General features: G+C 64.2%; 25 protein-coding genes. 23 read left to right on the top strand and 2 right to left on the bottom strand.

Annotation, left to right across the window (positions count from 1 at the left end; genetic code table 11):
• Positions 1–68: 68 nt before the first annotated feature.
• The 12 genes from P2869_RS15640 to hisA all read left to right on the top strand — a co-directional run bounded on the left by P2869_RS15640 (position 69) and on the right by hisA (position 10,198).
• Positions 69–701: an ABC transporter substrate-binding protein gene (locus P2869_RS15640; protein ID WP_126879346.1), complete on the top strand. Its 633-nt coding sequence runs from the start codon at positions 69–71 to the stop codon at positions 699–701.
• Positions 698–976, top strand: coding sequence for an STAS domain-containing protein (locus P2869_RS15635; protein WP_277596943.1), 279 nt, complete (start codon positions 698–700; stop codon positions 974–976). Before P2869_RS15640 ends, P2869_RS15635 begins: the two co-directional genes overlap by 4 nt.
• A 223-nt stretch (positions 977–1,199) precedes the next feature.
• A complete protein-coding gene (locus P2869_RS15630; RefSeq protein ID WP_277596942.1) occupies positions 1,200–2,126 on the top strand; it encodes an ABC transporter ATP-binding protein in 927 nt (308 codons plus the stop codon).
• Positions 2,123–2,878, top strand: a complete 756-nt coding sequence (locus tag P2869_RS15625) for an ABC transporter permease (protein ID WP_126879349.1) — start codon at positions 2,123–2,125, stop codon at positions 2,876–2,878. The genes P2869_RS15630 and P2869_RS15625 overlap by 4 nt, the downstream gene beginning before the upstream one ends.
• A gap of 15 nt (positions 2,879–2,893) precedes the next feature.
• Positions 2,894–3,133 (top strand): BolA family protein, encoded by a 240-nt coding sequence (locus P2869_RS15620; protein ID WP_017777217.1) that lies wholly within the window; start codon positions 2,894–2,896, stop codon positions 3,131–3,133.
• A 111-nt stretch (positions 3,134–3,244) separates the two neighbouring features.
• Positions 3,245–4,507, top strand: a complete 1,263-nt coding sequence (murA, locus tag P2869_RS15615) for a UDP-N-acetylglucosamine 1-carboxyvinyltransferase (RefSeq protein WP_277598156.1) — start codon at positions 3,245–3,247, stop codon at positions 4,505–4,507.
• The gene (gene hisG, locus P2869_RS15610) at positions 4,504–5,202 is read left to right on the top strand and encodes an ATP phosphoribosyltransferase (RefSeq protein WP_017777219.1); all 699 of its coding nucleotides are present in this window, start codon (positions 4,504–4,506) and stop codon (positions 5,200–5,202) included. The genes murA and hisG overlap by 4 nt, the downstream gene beginning before the upstream one ends.
• 27 nt (positions 5,203–5,229) lie before the next feature.
• A complete protein-coding gene (gene hisD / locus P2869_RS15605; RefSeq protein ID WP_126879351.1) occupies positions 5,230–6,549 on the top strand; it encodes a histidinol dehydrogenase in 1,320 nt (439 codons plus the stop codon).
• An 89-nt stretch (positions 6,550–6,638) separates the two neighbouring features.
• Positions 6,639–7,709, top strand: coding sequence for a histidinol-phosphate transaminase (gene hisC, locus P2869_RS15600; protein ID WP_277596941.1), 1,071 nt, complete (start codon positions 6,639–6,641; stop codon positions 7,707–7,709).
• 77 nt (positions 7,710–7,786) lie between these two features.
• Entirely contained in the window at positions 7,787–8,374 is a 588-nt protein-coding gene (gene hisB / locus P2869_RS15595; RefSeq protein WP_026121934.1) for an imidazoleglycerol-phosphate dehydratase HisB, read from the top strand.
• Positions 8,375–8,621: 247 nt separating this feature from the next.
• Positions 8,622–9,263, top strand: coding sequence for an imidazole glycerol phosphate synthase subunit HisH (hisH, locus tag P2869_RS15590; protein WP_017777223.1), 642 nt, complete (start codon positions 8,622–8,624; stop codon positions 9,261–9,263).
• Between the two features lie 182 nt (positions 9,264–9,445).
• Positions 9,446–10,198, top strand: a complete 753-nt coding sequence (gene hisA / locus P2869_RS15585) for a 1-(5-phosphoribosyl)-5-[(5-phosphoribosylamino)methylideneamino]imidazole-4-carboxamide isomerase (RefSeq protein WP_017777224.1) — start codon at positions 9,446–9,448, stop codon at positions 10,196–10,198.
• Here the strand turns inward: hisA and P2869_RS15580 are convergent.
• On the bottom strand, positions 10,184–10,432 hold the full coding sequence (locus tag P2869_RS15580; protein ID WP_277596940.1) for a hypothetical protein: 249 nt from the start codon (positions 10,430–10,432) through the stop codon (positions 10,184–10,186). The genes hisA and P2869_RS15580 overlap by 15 nt on opposite strands.
• Between P2869_RS15580 and hisF the strand changes: the two genes are divergently transcribed.
• From hisF to tatC, 8 genes are all read left to right on the top strand, one after another.
• Positions 10,431–11,204: an imidazole glycerol phosphate synthase subunit HisF gene (gene hisF, locus P2869_RS15575; RefSeq protein WP_026121935.1), complete on the top strand. Its 774-nt coding sequence runs from the start codon at positions 10,431–10,433 to the stop codon at positions 11,202–11,204. The two genes, P2869_RS15580 and hisF, sit on opposite strands and share 2 nt — an antisense overlap.
• Position 11,205: 1 nt before the next feature.
• A complete protein-coding gene (hisI, locus tag P2869_RS15570) occupies positions 11,206–11,631 on the top strand; it encodes a phosphoribosyl-AMP cyclohydrolase (protein WP_042302628.1) in 426 nt (141 codons plus the stop codon).
• On the top strand, positions 11,628–11,993 hold the full coding sequence (locus tag P2869_RS15565) for a phosphoribosyl-ATP diphosphatase (protein WP_017777227.1): 366 nt from the start codon (positions 11,628–11,630) through the stop codon (positions 11,991–11,993). Before hisI ends, P2869_RS15565 begins: the two co-directional genes overlap by 4 nt.
• 131 nt (positions 11,994–12,124) lie before the next feature.
• On the top strand, positions 12,125–12,520 hold the full coding sequence (locus P2869_RS15560; RefSeq protein ID WP_277596939.1) for a hypothetical protein: 396 nt from the start codon (positions 12,125–12,127) through the stop codon (positions 12,518–12,520).
• A gap of 69 nt (positions 12,521–12,589) precedes the next feature.
• Complete coding sequence (locus P2869_RS15555) at positions 12,590–12,958, top strand: histidine triad nucleotide-binding protein (RefSeq protein ID WP_017777229.1); 369 nt, start codon at positions 12,590–12,592, stop codon at positions 12,956–12,958.
• A 161-nt stretch (positions 12,959–13,119) separates the two neighbouring features.
• The gene (tatA, locus tag P2869_RS15550) at positions 13,120–13,353 is read left to right on the top strand and encodes a Sec-independent protein translocase subunit TatA (RefSeq protein ID WP_017777230.1); all 234 of its coding nucleotides are present in this window, start codon (positions 13,120–13,122) and stop codon (positions 13,351–13,353) included.
• 75 nt (positions 13,354–13,428) lie between these two features.
• The gene (tatB, locus tag P2869_RS15545) at positions 13,429–14,001 is read left to right on the top strand and encodes a Sec-independent protein translocase protein TatB (RefSeq protein WP_017777231.1); all 573 of its coding nucleotides are present in this window, start codon (positions 13,429–13,431) and stop codon (positions 13,999–14,001) included.
• A 34-nt stretch (positions 14,002–14,035) separates the two neighbouring features.
• The gene (gene tatC, locus P2869_RS15540; RefSeq protein WP_017777232.1) at positions 14,036–14,815 is read left to right on the top strand and encodes a twin-arginine translocase subunit TatC; all 780 of its coding nucleotides are present in this window, start codon (positions 14,036–14,038) and stop codon (positions 14,813–14,815) included.
• A gap of 55 nt (positions 14,816–14,870) precedes the next feature.
• Here the strand turns inward: tatC and P2869_RS15535 are convergent, their stop codons facing one another.
• Positions 14,871–16,085, bottom strand: coding sequence for a Do family serine endopeptidase (locus P2869_RS15535; RefSeq protein WP_017777233.1), 1,215 nt, complete (start codon positions 16,083–16,085; stop codon positions 14,871–14,873).
• Between the two features lie 19 nt (positions 16,086–16,104).
• On the opposite strand from P2869_RS15535, the gene P2869_RS15530 reads away from it, so the two are divergent.
• The 3 genes from P2869_RS15530 (at position 16,105) to P2869_RS15520 (ending at position 19,062) form a co-directional block, all read left to right on the top strand.
• The gene (locus tag P2869_RS15530) at positions 16,105–16,851 is read left to right on the top strand and encodes a Nif3-like dinuclear metal center hexameric protein (RefSeq protein ID WP_277596938.1); all 747 of its coding nucleotides are present in this window, start codon (positions 16,105–16,107) and stop codon (positions 16,849–16,851) included.
• A gap of 204 nt (positions 16,852–17,055) precedes the next feature.
• Positions 17,056–17,676 (top strand): ubiquinol-cytochrome c reductase iron-sulfur subunit, encoded by a 621-nt coding sequence (gene petA, locus P2869_RS15525; protein WP_277596937.1) that lies wholly within the window; start codon positions 17,056–17,058, stop codon positions 17,674–17,676.
• Complete coding sequence (locus tag P2869_RS15520; RefSeq protein ID WP_126880056.1) at positions 17,677–19,062, top strand: cytochrome bc complex cytochrome b subunit; 1,386 nt, start codon at positions 17,677–17,679, stop codon at positions 19,060–19,062.
• Positions 19,063–19,066 lie beyond the last annotated feature (4 nt).

Genomic DNA, 19,066 nt, shown 5'->3' with positions numbered 1-19,066 from the left:
GAGCCGGCCAGAACTTGCGTGCTATCGTCGGCTCCAATAACTGCGTTTTTCCAACAGCAGGAACCCACATGAAAAAGTTCTTCCTCATTCCGCTGCTTCTCGCGTTCTTTTCTTTCACTGGCGTCGCGTCCGCGCAGAGTTCGGACACCACCTCGCCTGACGGCCTGATCAAGACGGTCACCACGCAGGTCATGGATACGATCCGCGGCGACAAGTCCATCCAGAAGGGCGATATCAGCGAGATCACGAAGCTCGTCAACGAAAAGATCCTGCCCTACACGGATTTCCGCCGCACCACGCAGCTCGCCATGGGCCGCGCGTGGCGCACGGCCACGCCGGAACAGCAGGCCCAGCTCGTCGACCAGTTCAAGATGCTGCTGATTCGCACCTATGCCGGCGCGCTTGCCCAGGTTCGCGACCAGCAGATCCAGTACAAGCCGTTCCGTGCGAATCCTGACGATACGGACGTCGTCGTGCGCTCGGTGGTTATGAACAACGGCTCGCCGGTCGAGCTCGACTACCGTCTGTACAAGACGCCGCAAGGCTGGCGCGTGTATGACATCAACGTGCTGGGCGCATGGCTGATCCAGGCCTACCAGCAGCAGTTCAACGAGAAGATCCAGCAAGGTGGCGTGGACGGTCTGATCCAGTTCCTCACGCAGCGTAACCAGCAACTGGCATCGGGCAAGGTCTCGTCGTGAGTCGCTTCGAAACCGGCGGCGCGCTGACGCACGCGAGCGCGAACGCCGCGCTTGCGGCTGGCCTCCAACGCATTGCCGCCGGCGCCACGGTGGTGGACTGCACGCCGCTCACCCAGTTCGATTCGTCGGCGCTTGCCGTGTTGCTCGCATGGCAGCGCGCCGCGACGAAGCGCGGCGCGGCGCTCGAAATCGTCAATCTCCCCACGGGGCTCGCCAGCCTCGCGCAGGTCTACGGCGTCGACACGCTGCTCACGTCGCAACCCGCCCGACATTGATGCCCGGCACCGGCGCACGCCGGGCCGGGCCGCCTCCTTCCTCTGCTGCTTCTCCAGATTCCCCATGCGGGCGAGGGCATGCCACTTTGCCCTATAATCAAGCGTTTTTTTGGGGCTTCAGGCCGCGTGAGCTGGCCCCAAAAGCATGCGGTTACAGCAGACCTTTGCACCACACCTATCGCACCTATCAGGCGCCGCCGCCCTGCGAAGCGGCGCACCAGTCATGCCAGCCATAGAAATCCGCAACGTCAGGAAGCGCTTCAAGGAGTTGCAGGCGCTCAAGGGCGTCAGTCTCACGGTAGAAGAAGGCGAATTCTTCGGGCTGCTCGGCCCGAACGGCGCGGGCAAGACCACGCTCATCAGCATTCTCGCGGGGCTCTCGCGCGCCGACGAAGGCACGGTGAAGGTACTGGGCCACGACGTGGTGAGCGACTTTCGCGCCGCGCGGCGCGCGCTCGGAGTCGTTCCGCAGGAACTCGTCTTCGATCCGTTCTTCACGGTTCGCGAAACGCTGCGCATCCAGTCTGGCTATTACGGCCTGCGCAACAACGACGCCTGGATCGACGAGGTGATGGCTAACCTCGACCTCACCGAGAAGGCGGAAGTCAACATGCGCGCGCTCTCGGGCGGCATGAAGCGCCGCGTGCTCGTAGCGCAGGCGCTGGTGCACCGGCCGCCCGTCATCGTGCTCGACGAACCCACGGCGGGCGTGGACGTCGAGCTGCGTCAGACACTCTGGAAATTCGTATCGCGCCTGAATCGCGAGGGACACACCATCGTGCTCACGACGCACTATCTGGAAGAAGCCGAGGCGCTGTGCGATCGCATTGCGATGCTGCGGCGCGGTGAAGTGGTCGCCCTGGACCGTACGAGCGCCTTGCTGCAGCGCTTCGCGGGCATGCAGCTCTTCGTGCGTTTTGCGACCGGCGTGCTACCCGCCGAACTGCGCGCGCTCGAAGTGGACCCCACCAACGTACAGGGACACCAGCATCTGCTGCGTCTGTCGAGCTACGACGACGTGGAACGCATCCTCGCGCAGTGCCGCGCGGCGGGCTGCACGTTCGACGAAATCGAAGTCCGCAAGGCCGATCTCGAAGACGTGTTCGTGCAGATCATGAACGGTCCCGAAGTGGTCGAGGGGCTGGCATGAGCGGATTTCGCACCCTCTTCTACAAGGAAGTGCTGCGCTTCTGGAAGGTGTCGTTCCAGACCGTGCTGGCACCCGTCATCACCGCGTTGCTTTATCTCACCATCTTCGGCCACGCACTGCGCGACCACGTCCAGGTGTATGCGGGCGTCGAGTACACGAGCTTCCTGATACCCGGCCTCGTGATGATGAGCGTGCTGCAGAATGCGTTCGCCAATAGCTCGTCGTCGCTGATCCAGTCGAAGATCACGGGCAACCTCGTGTTCGTGCTGCTGCCGCCGCTGTCGCACTGGGAGATGTTCGGTGCTTACGTGCTGGCTTCCGTCGTGCGCGGCCTCGCGGTGGGCGCAGGCGTATTCGTGGTGACGATCTGGTTCATTCCGGTGAGCTTCGCGGCGCCGCTCTACATCGTGCTGTTCGCGCTGCTCGGTTCGGCGATTCTCGGCACGCTCGGGCTCATTGCCGGCATCTGGGCCGAGAAGTTCGACCAGCTCGCCGCATTCCAGAACTTTCTCATCATGCCGCTCACGTTCCTTTCGGGCGTGTTCTACTCCACGCACACGCTGCCTCCCGTGTGGCGCGAGGTGTCGCGGCTCAATCCGTTTTTCTACATGATCGACGGCTTTCGCTATGGCTTTTTCGGCGTGTCGGACATCGACCCGCTCGCAAGCCTTGCAATCGTCGCCGGTTTCTTCGTGGCGCTTGCCGTGCTCGCGATGCGCATGCTCGCATCCGGCTACAAGCTGCGTCACTGACGAGGAGCCTCTTCCATGTTGCCGACTCCCGAGCAGATCAAGCAGTACATCGCGGCTGGCCTCGCCTGCGAGCACCTCGAAGTCGAGGGCGACGGTCAGCATTTCTTCGCGACCATCGTTTCGGCGAATTTCGAGGGCAAGCGCCTCATTCAGCGACATCAACTCGTGTATGCCGCCCTCGGCGACCGCATGCGCGAGGAAATCCACGCGCTCAGCATGAAAACCCTGACGCCTGCCGAATGGCAGAACGCATAATCTGGAACATCAGTGCGAATCACACAGGAACAAGGCGACGCCGCGAGCGGCGCCGCGAACGAACAACGTTCGACGCCGGCCGCGGGCCGGGCAGAAGAGGAAACCAGAGGTATGGACAAACTCGCGATAGTCGGGGGCCGCAGGCTCGCAGGTGAGATCACCGTTTCGGGCGCGAAGAACGCGGCGCTGCCCATCCTGTGCTCGAGCCTGCTCACGGCGGATCCGGTGGATCTCGACAACGTGCCGAATCTGCAGGACGTGCGCACCACGCTCAAGCTGCTCGGCCAGATGGGCGTGCGCACCGAATACGCGGACGGCCGCGTGCATCTGGATGCATCGAAGGTCGACAACCTCGTTGCGCCGTACGAGCTGGTGAAGACCATGCGCGCGTCGATTCTCGTGCTCGGTCCGCTCGTGGCGCGCTTCGGCGAGGCCAAGGTGTCGCTGCCGGGCGGCTGCGCGATCGGCGCGCGTCCGGTGGACCAGCACATCAAGGGCCTGCAGGCGATGGGCGCCGAGATCAACATCGAGCACGGCTTCATCGAAGCCCGCGCGAAGCGTCTGAAGGGCGCGCGCATCATCACGGACATGATTACCGTGACGGGCACCGAAAACCTGCTCATGGCCGCGGTGCTGGCCGATGGCGAAACGGTGATCGAAAACGCCGCGCGCGAGCCCGAAGTGGGCGACCTCGCCACGCTGCTCGTGCAGATGGGCGCGAAGATCGAGGGCATCGGTACGGACCGCCTCGTGATCCAGGGCGTCGAACGCCTCTCGGGCGCGCACCACAAGGTGATTCCGGACCGCATCGAGGCCGGCACGTTCCTGTGCGCGGTCGCGGCTGCGGGCGGCGACGTCGTGCTGCGCCGCGTGCGTCCGCAGATTCTGGACGCCGTGATCGACAAGCTGCGCGAAGCCGGCGTGAGCATCGAGGAAGGCGACGACTGGATGCGCGTGCGCATGGAGGCGCGTCCGCGCGCCGTCAACGTGCGCACCTCCGAATACCCGGCGTTCCCGACCGACATGCAGGCGCAGTTCATGGCGCTCAACGCGATTGCGGACGGTACGTCGCAGGTCGTCGAGACGATCTTCGAAAACCGCTTCATGCACGTTCAGGAACTGAACCGGCTGGGCGCGAACGTGACCATCGACGGCAATACGGCGCTCGTGAACGGCGTGGGCAAGCTTTCGGGCGCCAAGGTGATGGCCACCGACCTGCGCGCATCGGCAAGCCTCGTGATCGCGGGCCTCGTGGCCGAAGGCGAGACGCTGATCGATCGCATCTACCATCTGGACCGCGGCTACGACCGTATGGAAGCGAAGCTCACGGCGGTGGGCGCCGAAGTGAGACGTATCAAAGGGAGCGCGGCATGAGTTCGGTGCCGCAAACGTCGTCGTCGAGCGCGGCGAGCGCGCCGCTGACGCTCGCGCTTTCCAAGGGCCGCATCTTCGAAGAGACGATGCCGCTCCTCGCCGCGGCCGGCGTACACGTGACGGAAGACCCGGAAACCTCGCGCAAGCTGATCCTGCCCACGAGCGATGCCAACGTGCGCGTCATCATCGTGCGCGCAACCGATGTGCCGACTTACGTCGAATACGGCGCAGCCGACTTCGGCGTAGCAGGCAAGGACGTGCTGCTCGAACACGGCGGCAGCGGTCTGTATCAGCCCATCGACCTCGACATTGCGCGCTGCCGCATGTCGGTGGCGGTGAAGGCCGGCTTCGACTACGCGAGCGCGGTTCGCCAGGGCGCGCGCCTGCGCGTGGCGACGAAATACGTGAACACCGCGAGGGAGCACTTCGCGGCCAAGGGCGTGCACGTCGATCTGATCAAGCTCTACGGCTCGATGGAACTTGCACCGCTCGTCGGTCTTGCCGATGCGATCGTCGATCTGGTGAGCTCGGGCGGCACGCTGCGCGCGAACAATCTTGTCGAGGTCGAGGAGATCATGAACATTTCCTCGCGCCTCGTGGTGAACCAGGCCGCGCTGAAGCTCAAGCGCGCGGCGCTGCGCCCGTTCATCGACGCGTTCGAACGCGCGTCGCGGCGCGCAGCGGACGCCGCCTGAGCGCGGCCGAAACGGACGGATATCAACATGGCTATCAGCATTCGCAAACTCGATTCCAGCGCCAACGGGTTTCGCGACGCGCTGCACGCGGTGCTCGCGTTCGAGGCGAGCGAAGACGAAGCGATCGAGCGCTCCGTTGCGCAGATTCTCGCGGACGTGAAGTCGCGCGGTGATGCGGCGGTGCTCGAATACACCAACCGCTTCGACCGCCTCGCGGCGTCGAGCGTGGCTGCGCTCGAATTGCCGTTCGTGGAACTCGAAGCGGCGCTCGAAGGGCTGGAGCCGAAGCAGCGCGCAGCGCTCGAGGCCGCGGCGGCGCGCGTGCGGGCTTACCACGAGAAGCAGCGTATCGAATGCGGCAGCCATAGCTGGCAATACACCGAAGCCGACGGCACGGTGCTCGGCCAGAAGGTGACGCCGCTCGATCGCGTCGGCATTTATGTGCCGGGCGGCAAGGCGGCGTATCCGTCGTCGGTGCTGATGAATGCGATTCCGGCGCGCGTGGCTGGCGTGCGCGAAATCGTGATGGTCGTGCCCACGCCCGACGGCGTGAAGAACCCGCTCGTGCTGGCCGCGGCACTGCTGGGCGGCGTGGATCGTGTGTTCACGATCGGCGGCGCGCAGGCGGTGGGTGCGCTTGCCTACGGCACGGCGTCGGTGCCCGCGGTGGACAAGATTTGCGGGCCGGGCAATGCGTATGTGGCCTCGGCCAAGCGCCGCGTGTTCGGCACGGTGGGCATCGACATGATCGCCGGTCCCTCCGAAATCCTCGTGCTCTGCGACGGCACCACGGACCCGCGCTGGGTCGCGATGGACCTGTTCTCGCAGGCCGAACACGACGAGCTGGCGCAGTCGATTCTGCTGTGTCCCGACGAGGCGTTCATCGGTCGCGTGGAAGATGCGATCACGGAGCTGCTGCCCATCATGCCGCGGGCCGACGTGATCCGCGCCTCGCTCGAAGGGCGGGGCGCGCTCGTCAAGGTGCGCGACATGGAAGAAGCGTGCGCGATTGCCAACGAGATCGCGCCGGAGCACCTCGAAATCTCCGCGCTGGAACCGCAGCAGTGGGCCAACGAGATTCGCCACGCGGGCGCCATTTTCCTTGGCCGTTACACGAGCGAAAGCCTGGGCGACTACTGCGCCGGCCCGAACCACGTGCTGCCTACGTCGCGCACCGCGCGCTTTTCGTCGCCGCTCGGCGTCTATGATTTCATCAAGCGTTCGAGCCTGATCGAGGTGAGCGCCGAAGGCGCGCAGACGCTCGGCGAGATCGCTGCGGAACTCGCGTACGGCGAAGGGCTGCAGGCCCACGCGCGCAGTGCCGAATACCGCATGAAGCACAACTGACGCGCAGACAGAGACAGCAACCCCGGCGGCGCGCAGCGTGTGTGGCCGCCCTGTGAGACCGGCTTCCTCGCACGGACCGGTCCCCCACCATGACTACACCACAAGACATCATTCGCCGCGACGTGCTCGCCATGACGAGCTACCCGGTACCGGACGCGAGCGGCTTCGTGAAGCTAGACGCGATGGAGAACCCGTTCGCGCTGCCCGAGGCGCTCGCGGCGAAGCTCGGCGAGCACCTGGCCGCTGTCGCGCTCAATCGCTATCCGGCGCCGCGCCCGGAAGCGCTGATCGCGAAGATCAAGCGCACGATGAACATTCCGGCCGAGTGCGACGTGCTGCTCGGCAATGGGTCGGACGAGATCATCAGCATCATCAGCACGGCGTGCGCGAAGCCTGGTGCGAAGATTCTCGCGCCGGTGCCCGGCTTCGTGATGTATCAGGTGAGTGCGAAGCTCGCGAACGTGGAATTCGTGGGCGTGCCGCTCAAGGCCGACTTCACTCTCGACGTCGATGCGATGCTGGCCGCGATCGCGGAGCATCAACCCGCCGTGGTCTGGCTCGCCTATCCGAACAATCCCACGGGCACGCTGTTCGACGACGGCGAGATGGAACGCGTCATCGCGGCGGCGACGAAGAGCCTCGTCGTGATCGACGAGGCTTACCAGCCGTTTGCGCAGCACAGCTGGATGCCGCGCGCCGCGGCGTTCGACAACGTCGTTGTGATGCGTACGGTTTCGAAGCTTGGCCTCGCCGGCATCCGGCTCGGCTATCTGGCGGGCTTGCCCGCGTGGCTCAACGAGTTCGACAAGGTACGTCCCCCGTACAACGTGAACGTGCTGACCCAGGCGGCGGCCGACTTCCTGCTCGATCACGTGGACGTGCTCGACGCTCAAGCGGCCCAATTGCGCGACGAGCGCACGAAGCTGGCGGCAGCCGTCGCGCAGCTGCCCGGCGCGGAGGTGTTTCCGAGCGCGGGCAATTTCCTGCTGGTGCGCGTGCCGGATGCGGCGGCAACCTTCGAGACGCTCCTCACCGCGCGGGTGCTGATCAAAAACGTGAGTAAAATGCACCCATTGCTGGCAAATTGCGTGCGCCTGACGGTGGGGTCCCCCGACGAAAACGCGCAGCTTCTCGCAGCCCTGAAACTCATATTGCACTGACTGGCTGACCGCTCGTGAAGCGAGCGGTCGCCGTTTTGCCTCTCATCTCCCTATTTGGCTCGACTGAAGAAATGACCATGCGCGTGGCGGAAGTCGTTCGCAACACCAGCGAAACGCAGATCCGTGTGAAGATCGACCTCGACGGCACGGGCCAGCAGAAGCTGGCCACCGGCGTGCCGTTTCTCGACCACATGCTCGACCAGATCGCGCGGCATGGTCTGGTTGATCTGGACATCGAGGCGCATGGCGACCTGCATATCGACGACCACCATACTGTCGAAGACGTCGGCATCACGCTGGGCCAGGCGGTGGCGAAAGCCGTGGGCGACAGGAAGGGCATTCGCCGTTACGGCCACGCCTACGTGCCGCTCGACGAGGCGCTCTCGCGTGTGGTGATCGACTTTTCCGGCCGTCCGGGCCTCGAATTTCACGTTCCGTTCACGCGCGCGCGCATCGGCACGTTCGACGTGGACCTGTCGATCGAATTCTTTCGCGGCTTCGTGAATCATGCCGGCGTGACGCTTCATATCGACAATCTGCGCGGGCTCAATGCCCACCATCAGATGGAAACCGTGTTCAAGGCGTTTGGCCGCGCGCTGCGCATGGCCGTCGAAATCGACGAACGTGCAGCGGGGCAGATTCCGTCCACTAAGGGCAGCCTCTAGGATTGCGCGAGCCGGCGTCCCAGGCGCGTGCGCCGAAATGGGGCGCTGTAGCGCTGGGACTTACTCGGCGTTGCGTGCGCGCTGTGATTGGACGTCCGGCCGGATAACCGTAAAGCAGTACAGACGGCAGGCGGCCCTGGACCAGCAAGACGCGCGCTGCACCATCCGCCGTCAGCAGCAAACATTGACATTCCCGGCACAGCTTCCAGCTATGCCGTCGCCAGACAAGGCCGCGGCCTGATTCGACATGAAGACTTCGATTGCGATTGTGGATTACGGAATGGGCAACCTGCGCTCGGTTGCCCAGGCGCTGAAGAAAGCGGCGCCGGAAGCCGACGTGGCTATCGTCGACCGGCCCGAGGCGATTCGCGCCGCAGACCGCGTCGTGCTGCCCGGCCAGGGTGCGATGCCTGACTGCATGCGCTGCCTCGGCGAATCGGGGCTGCAGGAAGCCGTGATCGCAGCGTCGCGTGAAAAGCCGTTGATGGGCGTTTGCGTGGGCGAGCAGATGCTGTTCGACTGGAGCGCCGAGGGCGATACGCCTGGCCTCGGCCTGCTGCCCGGCAAGGTGGTGCGCTTCGAGCTGGAGGGCCAGTTGCAGGACGACGGGTCTCGCTTCAAGGTGCCGCAGATGGGCTGGAACCGCGTGCGTCAGACGCAACCGCATGCCATGTGGGACGGCGTGCCCGACGGCAGCTTCTTCTACTTCGTGCATAGCTACTACGTGGTGCCCGACAACGAGGCGCACACGGTAGGCGAGACGGTGTACGGCGTGACCTTTACCTCGGCGGTGGCGCGGGATAACATTTTTGCGACCCAATTTCACCCCGAAAAGAGCGCCGAGGCCGGATTGCGGCTGTATCGCAACTTCGTGCAATGGAATCCATAAGCGCGTTCGGCCACCTGTGGCGGCAACCGGTTTCTGCCGGAATGCCGCGTGTCCAAACCGGCGTGACGCCTGCAAGGGCGCCGAAAGACTTGTACTAAACTAGCGAAACGTCGTCCCGACGGGCTGTATGTGCCCGTCAAGGGCGGCGGTACCCAAATTCTTCCCAGACAACACCGATTGCTATGCTGCTGATTCCGGCCATCGATCTCAAAGACGGTCAATGTGTGCGCCTCAAACAGGGCGATATGGACCAGGCGACCATTTTTTCCGAGGAACCGGCAGCCATGGCGCGGCATTGGGTCTCCCGCGGCGCACGGCGGCTCCACCTCGTGGACCTGAACGGCGCGTTTGCCGGCAAGCCGAAGAACGAGGAGGCCATCCGCGCGATCATCGCGGAAGTGGGCGACGAAATTCCGGTGCAGCTGGGCGGCGGCATCCGCGATCTGGACACGATCGAGCGGTATCTCGACGACGGCCTCTCGTACGTGATCATCGGTACGGCCGCAGTGAAAAACCCGGGCTTCCTGCAGGAAGCGTGCACGGCGTTTGGCGGCCACATCATCGTCGGGCTCGATGCGCGCGACGGCAAGGTTGCCACGGACGGCTGGAGCAAGCTCACGGGCCACGAAGTGATCGACCTCGCGCGCAAGTTCGAAGACTACGGCTGCGAGTCGATTGTCTATACGGACATTGGCCGGGACGGCATGCTCCAGGGCATCAACATCGAAGCGACCGTGCGCCTCGCGCGCGCCGTGAAGATTCCGGTGATCGCGAGCGGCGGCCTTTCGAATCTGGGCGACATCGACGCGCTGTGCGAAGTCGAGGACGAAGGCATTGAAGGCGTGATCTGCGGCCGCGCGATCTACTCCGGCGATCTGGACTTCGCGGCAGCGCAGGCCCGCGCGGACAGCCTGCGCGAATCAGACGACGCCTGAGGCGCGGCTCGCGCCGTGGCGGCGGTATTCGGCGGGCTGCACATAGGCTGCCCACGAGCGGCACACGATTCGCCCGATACGCTCGATACGTCGTCTACGGGCGGCGAGAAAACGGCACGAAACGGTGCGAAACGACGCGATAAGCGCCCCGGCACAGGCGCCGAAAACCGTCTCAAACAACGCCTTATCACGCGGCACAGCGCCGCACGGCTCACCACTGGCACGATCGATCATGGCTCTGGCTAAACGCATCATCCCCTGTCTCGACGTCACGGCTGGACGCGTGGTCAAGGGCGTCAACTTTGTCGAACTGCGCGACGCCGGCGACCCGGTCGAAATCGCCCGCCGCTACGACGAGCAGGGCGCCGACGAGCTCACCTTTCTCGACATCACCGCCACCTCCGACCAGCGCGATCTGATCCTGCCGATCATCGAGGCGGTCGCCTCGCAGGTGTTCATTCCGCTCACCGTGGGCGGCGGCGTGCGCACCGTGGAAGACGTGCGGCGCTTGCTGAACGCGGGCGCGGACAAGATCAGCATGAACTCGTCGGCGGTTGCGAATCCGCAGCTCGTGCGCGATGCCACCGGCAAGTACGGCTCGCAGTGCATCGTCGTGGCGATCGACGCGAAACGTGTCTCGGCCGAGGGCGAAACGCCGCGCTGGGAGGTGTTCACGCACGGTGGGCGCAAGCCGACCGGCCTCGACGCCGTGCAGTGGGCTCAGCAGATGGCCGAGCACGGCGCGGGCGAAATTCTTCTCACCAGCATGGACCGCGACGGCACGAAAAGCGGTTTCGACCTCGCGCTTACGCGCGCCGTGTCGGACGCCGTGCCGGTGCCGGTGATCGCGTCGGGCGGGGTCGGTTCGCTCAAGGATCTGGCCGACGGCATCACCGAAGGTCACGCGGACGCCGTGCTGGCCGCGAGCATCTTCCACTACGGCGAGCACACCGTGGGCGAGGCCAAGCGCTTCATGGCCGAGCGCGGCATTTCGGTGAGGTTGTGACGTGACGAACGCACCGGCAACGAAGGCGAGCGAGGCAAGCTGGCTCGACAAGGTTCACTGGGACGCGAACGGACTCGTGCCCGTGATCGCTCAGGAAGCTGCCACGGGCGACGTGTTGATGTTCGCGTGGATGAACCGCGAGGCGCTCGCGAAGACGGTCGAAACGGGCCGGGCAGTGTACTTCTCGCGCTCGCGGCAGCGGCTGTGGTTCAAGGGCGAAGAGTCGGGGCACGTACAGCACGTGCACGAAGTACGGCTCGACTGCGACGAGGACGTGGTGCTGCTCAAGGTCGAGCAGGTCTCCGGCATTGCCTGCCACACCGGCCGCCACTCCTGCTTTTTCCAGAAATTCGAAGGCACGGCAGACGACGGCGAGTGGGTCGCGGTCGATCCCGTGCTGAAAGATCCCGAACACATCTACAAATGACGCAATCCACCACCGACACGCTGCTGCGCCTCGCGGCCGTGATCGATAGCCGCAAGGGCGGCGACCCCGACGTTTCGTACGTGTCGCGCCTTTTCCACAAGGGCGACGATGCAGTGCTCAAGAAGATCGGCGAGGAGGCCACCGAAGTGGTGCTCGCCGCCAAGGACGTGCGTCAGGGCGGCGCGCCCACAAGCCTCGTGGGTGAAGTCGCGGATTTGTGGTTCCACTGCCTCGTCATGCTTTCGCATTTCGACCTGAGTCCGGCCGACGTGCTGGCCGAGCTGGAGCGCCGGGAAGGGCTGTCCGGGCTCGAGGAAAAGGCGTTGCGCAAGAGCCGCGAGCGCGAGCAAAACGGCGACTGAAGCCGGCTTCTGCACGAGCACGCCGCTAGCGGACCACAAGCGCACGCGGTTTTGACGCTGCCGGGATGCAGCCGGGTGCGCGGCTGCTACCATCTTCAATACCAGCTTGCCATCGCAACAGGGAGACAAAGATGGAGCAATCGCCCGGCGGATATCCGCCTCCCTCGTACCACAACGCGCTGGACGCGGATCGCCTGCGCGGCCTGCGTACGCTTACGCACGTGCTCTACGCGCTCTACGCCGTGTATTGGCTCACCGGCGGCATCTCGGTGCTGGTCGCGATCATCGTCAATTACCTGAAGCGCGGCGACGTGGCCGGCACGCCGTACGAACAGCACTTCGAGTGGCAGATCCGCACCTTCTGGATGGGACTGATCGCTCATTTGATCGGCCTCGCGCTCATCATCGTCGTGATCGGTATTCCGATTTTGTGGGCTGTCGCCATCTGGACGTTGTACCGTATTATCAAGGGCTGGCTGTTTCTGTACGACAACAAACCCCTGCTGAACCCGCGCGGGTGGTTCTGACCGGTCGTTGCGAGCCACCTTGCGTCCCTATTTGCATACAGCGTGCCCCAAAGCGCATCAGGAATACCCATGAGTCACGACCGCAGCAGCTGTCTTTTCTGCAAGATCGCCGATGGCGCGATTCCCAGCAACCGCGTCTATGAGGACGACGAATTCCTCGCCTTTCGCGATATCCGTCCGGCGGCCGAAACGCACGTGCTCGTGATCCCGCGCCAGCATATCGCCACGCTCTCCGATTGCACCGAAAGCGACGCCCCTCTGCTTGGTAGAATGTTTGTGCTGGTCGCGCGCATCGCAAAGGAGCTGGGTGTGTCCTACACCGGCGGTGAAACCGGTTTCCGGACGGTGGTCAACGTGGGTCCCGGTGGCGGGCAAGAGGTATACCATCTGCACGCGCATATCCTGGCGGGGCCGCGTCCGTGGCAGCGCATGGGCTGAGGGTCGCGGCACGACACGGTTGGTACACGTGCGCAAGGCATGATGGCTGCGTTCAGTACGAAGAGCATTGAAGGAGCTTTTGAGGCTCCAGGTCCGGCAACCGTCCGGATCGTCAATCGCCGCGCCAAAGCGCGGCAGCGGGGTTAAGGAGAGTTTTGATCATGGGTTCGTTGAGTATCTGGCACTGGCTGATTGTTCTGCTGATCGTGGCACTCGTGTTCGGCACGAAGAAACTGCGCAATATCGGCAGCGATCTGGGCGGTGCGGTGAAGGGCTTCAAGGAAGGCATGCGCGACGCCGACGCGCCGTCGGACGCGCAAAAGCGCGAGCTGGCGGAGTCGAACACGGTGGACGTCGACGCGAAGGAAAAAGCGCGTTCGGGCGACTCGCGCTAAGGTTTCGCACGGCGCCCGCCTTAACGGCGTACGCCTTTTCCCTTTCCTGTTCCGGACTGACGGAAGCTTCCATTCATGCTGGACCTCGGTCTCACCAAGATGGCGCTGATCGGCGTCGTCGCGCTCGTTGTTCTCGGGCCAGAGCGGCTGCCGCGTGTCGCACGCACGGCAGGTGCGCTGTTCGGTCGCGCGCAGCGTTACATCAACGACGTGAAGGCGGAAGTCACGCGCGAAATCGAACTCGACGAACTGCGTCGCATGAAGACTGAGTTCGAAAACGCGGCGCAGAACGTGGAGACCACCATCCACGACAACCTGCGCAAGCACGAAACCGAGCTGAACGAGGCATGGAACGCAGGGACGTCGGTTTCGCCGAGTGTGGCGGGCGGTGCAGATCCGGCCGCGCTGGGGGGCGACACCTCCGGTACCACGGGCGGCAGCACCGGCAGCTTCTGGAACAACAGTCTGGTATCCACCGGCGGATCAAGGCGCAGCCGGGGCGGCAAGAGTTGGCGCGTCAAAACGACTGCCACGCCGGTATGGTACAAACGCGCCACGCTGCGCCGCACGCGCGTGCAGTCGGGTGCCGCGCGCGTCGCACGGCACACGCCCGAAAGCCTGCGCCGCCCTACGCGCTTCTTCTTCTGATGTCCCGAGCGACCATCTCCAACCGAGGGCCGGTGTGAGCGACCCCCAGCATAACCAGCACGAAGGCACTGAAGAGACCTTCATCTCCCATCTCGTCGAACTGCGCGACCGCATCATCCGGGCCGGTATTGCCGTCATTGTCGTGTTCGTGGGGCTTGTCTACTGGGCACCGGACATCTTCAAGCTGCTCGCGCGGCCGCTCATGCAGAACCTGCCGAAAGACGGAAAGATGATCGTCACCGACGTCACCGGCTCGTTCTTCGTGCCCATGAAGGTGACGATGATGGTCGCGTTCGTCATCGCGCTGCCTGTGGTGCTGTACCAGATCTGGGCGTTCATCGCGCCCGGGCTCTACCAGCACGAAAAGCGGCTCGTGGCACCGTTGGTGGTAAGCAGCTATTCGCTCTTCCTGTGCGGCATGGCGTTCGCGTATTTCGTGGTGTTTCCCACCATCTTCCGCGTGATGGCGCACTACAACGCGCCGCTGGGCGCGGAGATGACCACCGACATCGATAACTACCTGAGCTTCGTGCTCACCATGTTCCTCGCGTTCGGGGTGACGTTCGAGGTGCCCATCGTCGTGGTGCTGCTGGTGCGCATGGGCGTGCTTTCGGTGAAGAAGCTGAAGGAGATCCGGCCTTACGTGATTGTGGGCGCGTTCGTCGTGTCCGCGGTCGTGACGCCGCCCGACGTCTTTTCCCAACTGATTCTCGCGGTGCCCCTCATCGTTTTGTATGAGGCGGGGATTATTGCCGCACGGCTCTTCGTCTCGAAGCCCGCGCCGGCTGCCGACAGCAGCGAAGCGGCCAACTGAAGCGAAGGGCGCCCACTTAGTTCTCCCGCCCGGGCCGCCCTTTCATCCGAATTCCTCAGCCCCCGTCGTCCGAGCCGTCGTCCTGATCGGATTGCTGCTTCGGCGGCGGAGGCCGTTTGCCGATCATCACGTCGAGGTCCAGCGGCCGGTTTTTGCGCACGAGGTGCACCTTCGCGTCCGTGCCCGGCTTGATCTGCGCGATCACGTTGAGCAGGCGCGTGGTGTCCGTGATCTCTTCCCCGTTCACGCTCAGCAGGATGTCGCCGGGCTTGATGCCGGCCTTGTCCGCGGGGCCGTCGCGCAGCACGCCGGCCACAATCGCGCCGGACTTCTGGTCGAGACCGAACGACTCCGCAATCTCCGGCGTCACGTCCTGCGGCTCCACGCCAATCCAGCCACGTGTCACCGTACCCGTCGTGATGATGCTTTCCAGCACGCTGCGCGCCGTGGAAACCGGAATGGCGAAGCCGATGCCGAGCGAGCCGCCCGAGCGCGAGTAAATGGCCGTGTTGATGCCGAGCAGGTTGCCGTTCACGTCGACGAGCGCGCCGCCCGAGTTACCCGGATTAATGGGCGCGTCGGTCTGGATAAAGTTTTCGAACGTGTTGATGCCGAGGTGATTGCGACCGAGCGCGCTGATGATGCCCATCGTCACCGTCTGGCCGACGCCGAACGGGTTGCCGATGGCGAGCACCACGTCGCCCACACGCGTCTGGTTCATGCGACCAAGCGTGATGACCGGCAGATTCGGCAGATCGATCTTCAGCACGGCGAGGTCCGTTTCGGGGTCCACGCCGATCACTTTTGCGGTGGTGGTGCGTCCGTCGGAGAGCGCGATCTCGATCTGGTCGGCGCCGTCCACCACGTGCTGGTTCGTTAGAATGTAACCTTCCGGGCTCACGATGACGCCCGAACCGAGATTCGCCGCCGGCTGGTCCTGTTGCTTGCGGCTGTTGTTGCGGTCGCCGAAGAAGTAGCGGAACAGCGGGTCTTTGGCGCGCGGGTCCGGCGGCAGGGAGCCGTCCTTGCTGGAAAACACGTTGACGACCGCGGGCATCGCTTTCTGGGCCGCGTCGGCATAAGAGCCTTGTGCCGGGCCGTTGCCGATGCCTGGCGCCACTTCCCGCAACGCGACAATAGGCGCGGCGAGTTGCTTGCCGAATTGTCCCTGACGCTGCAGCCACTGCGGTTTCAGCGTCGCGATGATGAACATCAGCGCGAGCAATACCGTCACCGCCTGGGCGAAGAACAGCCAAAAGCGTCTAAGCATCTGAAGATAGAGGAATTATATGGATCGCATCGAACTGGAATTGTATCTGAACAATCTTCTCGATATTGCGCGGTTCAAGGACTATTGCCCGAATGGGCTCCAGGTGGAAGGCCGGCGCCGCATCGAGAAAATCGCCACCGGTGTCACCGCGTCGCTCGCGTTCGTCGAAGCCGCGCTGGAGTGGGGCGCTGACGCGCTACTCGTCCATCACGGCTACTTCTGGCGCAATGAGCAGCCGCAAATCACGGGCCGCAAATACCGGCGCCTGCGCGCGCTGCTCGCCAACGACCTCAATCTGTTCGCCTACCACCTGCCGCTCGACGACCATCCCGAGTACGGCAACAACGCGCAACTGGGCGCGCGGCTCGGCCTGATCGGCGAGACGCGTTTCGGCGAGAACGGTATCGGCTGGATGACGACGCTGCCCATGCCCGTCACCCTCGCTCACTTCGTGGCGCAGGTCGAGCACACGCTGGGCCGGGCGCCACTCGTGCTGGGCGACCCGGACTGGGAACTGCGCCGCATCGCGTGGTGCACGGGCGGCGCGCAGGGCTACTTCGAGGACGCCATCGAGGCTGGCGCGGACGTCTACCTGACAGGCGAAATCTCGGAGCAGACCACCCATACCTCGGCCGAAAGCGGCATCGCGTTCGTTGCCGCGGGGCATCACGCCACCGAACGCTTCGGCGTACAGGCGCTCGGTGCGCATTTGTCCGAGGCTTTCGACATCGAGCATGTCTTTATCGATATCCATAATCCCGTCTGATTGGCAAAAATTTACCGGAACGCAGAACGCGCTTAAAAGCACGATAGAAAAAAGTTTGCTGTGCGTGCGGGAAAACCCTGATTTTTCAAGCACTTCGCACGCTTTTTGGAGGCCGGGCCTTGTAAATGGCGACTCCATTCGAGCACACTAGCGGCGGTAGAACGGCGTGACGGAAAAAATCCAACTCAGAAGTGGGGCGATGTGATGCGAGACAAAGAAGATGACCGCGTCGACAGCAGCCGCCGTACGTGGCTGATAGCGACGTCCGTAGCAGGTGGCATAGGAGGCGTGGCCACTGTCGTACCCTTCGTTAGTTCGTTTGCACCATCGGAGAAGGCCAAAGCGGCGGGTGCGCCGGTGGAGGTCGACATCAGCAACCTGAAGCCCGGCGAGATGATGACGGTGGCCTGGCGGGGCAAGCCGGTCTGGATCCTGAACCGTACGGACCGCATGCTCGCGGACATCCAGAAGGCCGACAGCGAGGTGGCCGATCCGCAGAGCAAAAATCCCTTTTCGATGCCCGAGCCGGCGTACTGCAAAAACGAGTTCCGCTCGCGTGCGGAGCACAAAAACATCCTCGTGGCGGTGGCCGTGTGCACGCATCTGGGCTGCACGCCGACGCCGCGCTTCCAGGAGGGCGCGCAGCCGAACCTGCCCGACGACTGGCCGGGCGGTTTCCTGTGCCCCTGCCACGGTTCGACCTACGACCTCGCGGGCCGCGTGTTCAGGAACAAGCCCGCGCCGCAGAACCTCGACATCCCGCCCTACATGTTCACCTCGGCCACGCAGCTGGTGATCGGCAGGGACGAAAAAGGAGAAGCGTAAATGGCGAGCGGCACTGAACACGAGGTGGAGACCACGGGGCTCACCGGCTGGATCGACCGGCGCTTCCCGCTGACCGAGACATGGAAGGCGCATCTCTCGGAGTACTACGCGCCGAAGAACTTCAACTTCTGGTACTTCTTCGGCTCGCTGGCGCTGCTGGTGCTGGTCAACCAGATCGTCACGGGCATCTTCCTGACGATGAACTACAAGCCCGACGCGACGCTGGCGTTCGGCTCGGTGGAATACATCATGCGCGAGGTGCCGTGGGGGTGGCTGATCCGCTACCTGCACTCCACGGGCGCGTCGATGTTCTTCGTGGTGGTGTACCTGCACATGTTCCGCGGGCTGCTGTACGGGTCGTACCGCAAGCCGCGCGAGCTGGTGTGGATCTTCGGCTGCGCGATTTTCCTGTGCCTGATGGCCGAGGCGTTCTTCGGCTACCTGCTGCCGTGGGGCCAGATGTCGTACTGGGGCGCGCAGGTGATCGTGAACCTGTTCTCGGCGATTCCGTTCATCGGCCCGGACCTGTCGCTGTGGATCCGCGGCGACTACGTGGTCTCGGACGTCACGCTCAACCGGTTCTTTGCGTTCCACGTGATCGCGATCCCGCTGGTGCTGCTGGGGCTGGTATTCGTGCACCTGATCGCGCTGCACCAGGTGGGCTCGAACAACCCGGACGGCATCGAGATCAAGGCGAAGAAGGACGCGCAGGGGCGCCCGCTCGACGGCATCCCGTTCCATCCGTACTACTCGGTGCACGACTTCATGGGCGTGTGCATCTTCCTGATGGTGTTCGCCGCGATCGTGTTCTTCGCGCCGGAGATGGGCGGGTACTTCCTGGAGGCGAACAACTTCATCCCGGCCAACCCGCTGCAGACGCCGCCGGAGATTGCGCCGGTGTGGTACTTCACCGCGTTCTACGCGATGCTGCGCGCGACCACGGACCCGTTCAAGATTGTGCTGATGGTCGTGATCGGGCTGCTGGGGCTGCTGGCGCTGGCGAGGGCGCGCGGGAAATGGCGGCTGGGGCTGCCGGTGCTCGCGGTGCTGGTGATCGTCGCGATGTACTTCACGGAATCGAAGTTCTGGGGCGTGGTGGTGATGGGCGGCGCGGTGGTGTCGCTGTTCTTCCTGCCCTGGCTGGACCGCTCGCCGGTGAAGTCGATCCGCTACCGGCCGCTGTTCCACAAGGTGTTCTACGGGATCTTCGTGCTGGCGTTCCTGACGCTGGCGTTCCTCGGCACGAAGCCGCCGTCGCCGGCGGCCACGCTGGTGGCGCAGGTGTGTGCGCTGGTGTACTTCGCGTTCTTCCTCGGCATGCCGTTCTGGACGCGGCTTGGCACGTTCAGGGAGCCGCCGGAGCGGGTGCGGTACAAGCCCCATTAACCGC

The organism is Paraburkholderia sp. SUR17 (assembly GCF_029536165.1).
GTDB classification, from domain to species: Bacteria; Pseudomonadota; Gammaproteobacteria; order Burkholderiales; family Burkholderiaceae; genus Paraburkholderia; species Paraburkholderia kururiensis.
This window is presented reverse-complemented; position numbering and strand designations above follow the sequence as displayed.

Excerpts from the sequence above, each read along its gene's own strand:
- P2869_RS15640 (WP_126879346.1), top strand. The coding sequence starts at position 69 with ATGAAAAAGTTCTTCCTCATTCCGCTGCTTCTCGCGTTCTTTTCTTTC.
- P2869_RS15630 (WP_277596942.1), top strand. The coding sequence starts at position 1,200 with ATGCCAGCCATAGAAATCCGCAACGTCAGGAAGCGCTTCAAGGAGTTG.
- P2869_RS15625 (WP_126879349.1), top strand. The coding sequence starts at position 2,123 with ATGAGCGGATTTCGCACCCTCTTCTACAAGGAAGTGCTGCGCTTCTGG.
- P2869_RS15620 (WP_017777217.1), top strand. The coding sequence starts at position 2,894 with ATGTTGCCGACTCCCGAGCAGATCAAGCAGTACATCGCGGCTGGCCTC.
- murA (WP_277598156.1), top strand. The coding sequence starts at position 3,245 with ATGGACAAACTCGCGATAGTCGGGGGCCGCAGGCTCGCAGGTGAGATC.
- hisG (WP_017777219.1), top strand. The coding sequence starts at position 4,504 with ATGAGTTCGGTGCCGCAAACGTCGTCGTCGAGCGCGGCGAGCGCGCCG.
- hisD (WP_126879351.1), top strand. The coding sequence starts at position 5,230 with ATGGCTATCAGCATTCGCAAACTCGATTCCAGCGCCAACGGGTTTCGC.
- hisC (WP_277596941.1), top strand. The coding sequence starts at position 6,639 with ATGACTACACCACAAGACATCATTCGCCGCGACGTGCTCGCCATGACG.
- hisB (WP_026121934.1), top strand. The coding sequence starts at position 7,787 with ATGCGCGTGGCGGAAGTCGTTCGCAACACCAGCGAAACGCAGATCCGT.
- hisH (WP_017777223.1), top strand. The coding sequence starts at position 8,622 with ATGAAGACTTCGATTGCGATTGTGGATTACGGAATGGGCAACCTGCGC.
- hisA (WP_017777224.1), top strand. The coding sequence starts at position 9,446 with ATGCTGCTGATTCCGGCCATCGATCTCAAAGACGGTCAATGTGTGCGC.
- hisF (WP_026121935.1), top strand. The coding sequence starts at position 10,431 with ATGGCTCTGGCTAAACGCATCATCCCCTGTCTCGACGTCACGGCTGGA.
- P2869_RS15580 (WP_277596940.1), bottom strand. The coding sequence starts at position 10,432 with ATGATCGATCGTGCCAGTGGTGAGCCGTGCGGCGCTGTGCCGCGTGAT.
- P2869_RS15565 (WP_017777227.1), top strand. The coding sequence starts at position 11,628 with ATGACGCAATCCACCACCGACACGCTGCTGCGCCTCGCGGCCGTGATC.
- P2869_RS15560 (WP_277596939.1), top strand. The coding sequence starts at position 12,125 with ATGGAGCAATCGCCCGGCGGATATCCGCCTCCCTCGTACCACAACGCG.
- P2869_RS15555 (WP_017777229.1), top strand. The coding sequence starts at position 12,590 with ATGAGTCACGACCGCAGCAGCTGTCTTTTCTGCAAGATCGCCGATGGC.
- tatA (WP_017777230.1), top strand. The coding sequence starts at position 13,120 with ATGGGTTCGTTGAGTATCTGGCACTGGCTGATTGTTCTGCTGATCGTG.
- tatB (WP_017777231.1), top strand. The coding sequence starts at position 13,429 with ATGCTGGACCTCGGTCTCACCAAGATGGCGCTGATCGGCGTCGTCGCG.
- P2869_RS15535 (WP_017777233.1), bottom strand. The coding sequence starts at position 16,085 with ATGCTTAGACGCTTTTGGCTGTTCTTCGCCCAGGCGGTGACGGTATTG.
- P2869_RS15530 (WP_277596938.1), top strand. The coding sequence starts at position 16,105 with ATGGATCGCATCGAACTGGAATTGTATCTGAACAATCTTCTCGATATT.
- petA (WP_277596937.1), top strand. The coding sequence starts at position 17,056 with ATGCGAGACAAAGAAGATGACCGCGTCGACAGCAGCCGCCGTACGTGG.
- P2869_RS15520 (WP_126880056.1), top strand. The coding sequence starts at position 17,677 with ATGGCGAGCGGCACTGAACACGAGGTGGAGACCACGGGGCTCACCGGC.